This window comes from Desulfonatronum thiosulfatophilum, assembly GCF_900104215.1.
GTDB classification, from domain to species: Bacteria; Desulfobacterota; Desulfovibrionia; order Desulfovibrionales; family Desulfonatronaceae; genus Desulfonatronum; species Desulfonatronum thiosulfatophilum.
The window spans coordinates 1-3,449 of sequence record NZ_FMXO01000031.1 but is presented as its reverse complement, the minus strand read 5'-3'; the positions used below and the strand labels follow the sequence as shown (position 1 = coordinate 3,449).

Sequence of the window (3,449 nt, the reverse complement as noted above, 5' to 3'; positions counted from 1 at the left end):
GATGATACTGCGGTTCTAACCGTGGGAAAGTAGGACGTCGCCAGAACTTTCTCTCCAAAAACAAAAAGCCCGCTTCTTTAGAAGCGGGCTTTTTGGTTTAACTGTACCTACTCAGCACATCACGTGCATGCCAATGCACTCTTACAGCATCTCCAAAAAAGGCCCCCTGCAAACACCGCAGCCACAGGGGCGGACCGTCTCCAATGCGACGGCCAGGGAAATGCGGCATTTAGTCTTTCTTACAGTACCAGCTCAAATCCCTATCCTAGCCCATTCCGTACTTCTACGTCAGAAGTATTCCGGGCTGTTCAGTAAGTAATGCAGGGAAAGCAATTCCGGGTTTTGGTACTCGCTGGGGCTTTTGATTTTGAAGAGGCGAGCCAGTTCAACTTCATCGTCTGGTGGATCTGAAATGGGAAATTCATTGGCAATCAGTCCGATAATGTCTTCGTCGTGCCCATCGCTATTGTACAGCGGCGTAAGCTTGAAGTCTTGTAAATGCTTTTCATAGAGGGCATGATTCACTGGAGCGATGTTTTTTTGATACCGTACGTGGCGGCCACGCAATATATTGATGGAGTTCATTTCCAGCCCATCACACCATTTCAGGATTTGAGGCAATTCCGGTAGCGGGTATGGCTGATAACGGAAAGCGTGAGCCACAAAGAGAAATATGTTGTCTCGATCCTCGGCGACAATCGAAATCAACTGGTTCAGGGGCATAAGATTAGTTTGTCGATCAAGGAAACGTGTTCCGAAGGCAACTATGTGGTAGCCTTCGTTCAGGGCAATCTCGATTCCCGAAAACAACTTCAGATCCGGATATTGTGCCTGCAAGTCATCAAGTTTTTCTTGATCCCAATACATGCCGTGTTCCGTAAACAGCAAGGCATTCAACCCTCTGGCCAGGGCAATTTCGCAAGCTCGTTGAGGGCTGACGTGTGAGCAGCAGGAATATTGACTTGAGTGAAAATGACAATCGATTCGCATGTGGCTGTTTGTGGATAAGGTTGCTGTTCTTCCGCGAAGGATGGGTGCGCTTCGTGCAGGTTTTGTTGCAGATTTGTTACTGCAAAATAACTTCGGGCAGCAGCGTTTGGCTGCCGGCTATCGCCGTATGTCGTTATTGACAATGCACCCCATTCCGAATCATTCCGACGAAAGTCCGAATCCAGATGTTTTCAACGCTGTTCGATAGCCAGCATTTTGTGCGGTTGCCGCCGATTGTAGCTGCTCAAAAAGGTCGGGCAGCCTGTGAGCTGCCTTGAAACTGGAATTCCGCCTTCGCGGTAATGACTTTATAGTTGAGCTTTTTCAAGCACATCATGCCCGCGAAGGCGGGCATGATGTGCTTGCACAATTTTGATCAGATACACCGATATCAATTAAGATGTTAGAATGATTGTTCTTAATGAAACAAAAGTAGGATACGCCTATGTGCTTTTGGCTGCAACCCTCTGGGGGTTGATTGGGCCGTTTGCCAAGCTGGCGTTTCAGGAAGGAGTGACGCCTTTGGAGGTTGCTTTTTGGCGAGCCACTCTCGGAGCTTTTTTTTTCGGCCTCCATGTTTTGGTGATCGGTAAATGGCGGGTGAAAGGACATGATGTTCCTGCCTTCGTATTTTTTGGATTGATTTGTGTTGGGCTGTTTTACGGCGCCTTTCAAAAGGCGGTTGATCTTGGCGGAGCTTCCATGGCTGCTGTTCTTCTCTATACAGCGCCGGCCTGGGTTGCCCTTTTGGCCAGATTGTTTCTTGGTGAGCAACTAGGAAACCTAAAGCTTTTCGCCCTGGCCGCAACTCTGCTGGGGGTGCTGGGGGTCAGCCTCGGGCCGGACGGGATCAAGGCTCTTCATAACGGCTCATGGAATCAAGCCGCCATCGGGTATGGTCTGCTTTCCGGCTTGACCTACGCCCTGTATTATATCTTCGGGAAGCGCTATCTTGAAGGATATTCGGCCGCCACGGTCATGGTTTACGCATTGCCCATCGGGGCTATTGCCCTATATCCGTGGGTAGAGTTCCAGGATAAAACGGCAACAGCATGGTATGCTCTCGTTGTATTAGCTTTCGTTTCCACCTATGGAGCATTTCTTGCGTACAGCGCCGGCTTGCGCCGCCTTGAGGCTACCCGGGCCTCGGTTGTCGCAACCTTTGAACCAGTGGTTGCCGCGTTCGTCGCCTACATCTGGTGGGACGAACGGCTGGGCCCGTTGGGGCTAACCGGATCGGTTCTGATCATCACGGCGGTCTTGGTCATGGTCTGGTCCAAGAGTGTCCCAAGACGCAGGAAATCTTGTTGATTTTCATGGCATTGCTTCCCCTTTTCAGCTTCACAGTCCTTATTTTACCCTTGACCTGCCTCCGCGGCTTGAAGTAGACAGTGTCACGTGCGCCAGTAGCTCAGTTGGATAGAGCATCGGCCTTCTAAGCCGAGGGTCGGGGGTTCGATCCCTCCCTGGCGCACCAAAGATTTCAAGGAGTTACAGCGAAAAGCTGTGACTCCTTTTTTTGTGCCCTGTCTCCAGTCCCCAATCTGTCCCCAAATTGAAGTGGGGATAGGGATGGTTCTGGGGAGGTTTTTATGAATGGTCACTCGAGTTTACCGCGGCATGATGCGCATGCTGTGAAACGATTCCTCTGGCATTGCCAAAAGTCTTAGCATTACAAGGGGGCAATCATGAACATCATTAGATGCTCCAGCCACGAATCGACAGATCGGCTCACAAACTTCATGGATATTCACATTCCCTTGATGACAGGTTTGGCAACCAGCGGTACATTATGGGTCCGAGCCAATCCAGTGACAGTAAAAGATTCAAAGTTGCGATCAGGCACACCCAGCTACTCACCAATCAGGAGGACGTATGCACGGAATGTTTTTACCCCAGGCAGAGCGCGTTTTTACGGATCACCCCAAATTCGCCGGGGTCAGGATCGCCGTATTGGTACGGGGGGCGGATTCGGACAGTGTCAGCGTTTCTCAGTTGGAGATCGATCCCGGAGTCGAGGTGCCGATTCATACCCATGATCCGCAACTGGACTCCATTTTCTTCCTGTCCGGTGAGGCGGAAGTGTTCATCAACGGTGAGTGGCGGCGAGTAGGTCCGGAGGATTATCTTCTGGCCCCGTCGGGCGTAGAGCATGGAGTGCGGAATATCGGCCGGGAACCACTGCGGTTGTTTATCCATCACAGTCCGCCGCTGTTGTAGCCGACTTCGCCTGTGCGCAAAAGGGCGTGACGCTAACTTAGGAATGATCCCGTTGGGGATCTTGAGCCTATTTTGTCCTGAGTTTGCCGAAACACATAGTCAGTCCGCGATGGTCAAGGACCTGGAGGACTATCCATCAGTCGTCTTCTCTGGGTCACGCGCCCTTCTATACTGTCAAGCGACATCAGAAACTGACCCCTTGGCGACAGTTAGAATTGACCCCCCTGGGTTTGGGTTGA

At 51.1% G+C, this 3,449-nt stretch carries 4 protein-coding genes and 1 tRNA gene; 4 read left to right on the top strand and 1 reads right to left on the bottom strand.

Annotated elements, in window-relative coordinates; all coding sequences use genetic code 11:
- Positions 1-288 precede the first annotated feature (288 nt).
- Positions 289-867, bottom strand: a complete 579-nt coding sequence (locus BLP93_RS16460; protein WP_092124004.1) for a hypothetical protein — start codon at positions 865-867, stop codon at positions 289-291.
- A 121-nt stretch (positions 868-988) separates the two neighbouring features.
- On the opposite strand from BLP93_RS16460, the gene BLP93_RS16850 reads away from it, so the two are divergent.
- From BLP93_RS16850 to BLP93_RS16445, 4 genes are all read left to right on the top strand, one after another.
- On the top strand, positions 989-1,198 hold the full coding sequence (locus BLP93_RS16850; protein ID WP_139163046.1) for a hypothetical protein: 210 nt from the start codon (positions 989-991) through the stop codon (positions 1,196-1,198).
- A gap of 200 nt (positions 1,199-1,398) precedes the next feature.
- Positions 1,399-2,301, top strand: a complete 903-nt coding sequence (locus tag BLP93_RS16455) for a DMT family transporter (RefSeq protein WP_092124001.1) — start codon at positions 1,399-1,401, stop codon at positions 2,299-2,301.
- Between the two features lie 89 nt (positions 2,302-2,390).
- Positions 2,391-2,467 (top strand) — tRNA-Arg (locus tag BLP93_RS16450).
- A gap of 398 nt (positions 2,468-2,865) precedes the next feature.
- Complete coding sequence (locus BLP93_RS16445; protein WP_208596674.1) at positions 2,866-3,210, top strand: cupin domain-containing protein; 345 nt, start codon at positions 2,866-2,868, stop codon at positions 3,208-3,210.
- Positions 3,211-3,449: the final 239 nt, after the last annotated feature.

Excerpts from the sequence above, each read along its gene's own strand:
- BLP93_RS16460 (WP_092124004.1), bottom strand. The coding sequence starts at position 867 with ATGTATTGGGATCAAGAAAAACTTGATGACTTGCAGGCACAATATCCG.
- BLP93_RS16850 (WP_139163046.1), top strand. The coding sequence starts at position 989 with ATGTGGCTGTTTGTGGATAAGGTTGCTGTTCTTCCGCGAAGGATGGGT.
- BLP93_RS16455 (WP_092124001.1), top strand. The coding sequence starts at position 1,399 with ATGATTGTTCTTAATGAAACAAAAGTAGGATACGCCTATGTGCTTTTG.
- BLP93_RS16445 (WP_208596674.1), top strand. The coding sequence starts at position 2,866 with ATGCACGGAATGTTTTTACCCCAGGCAGAGCGCGTTTTTACGGATCAC.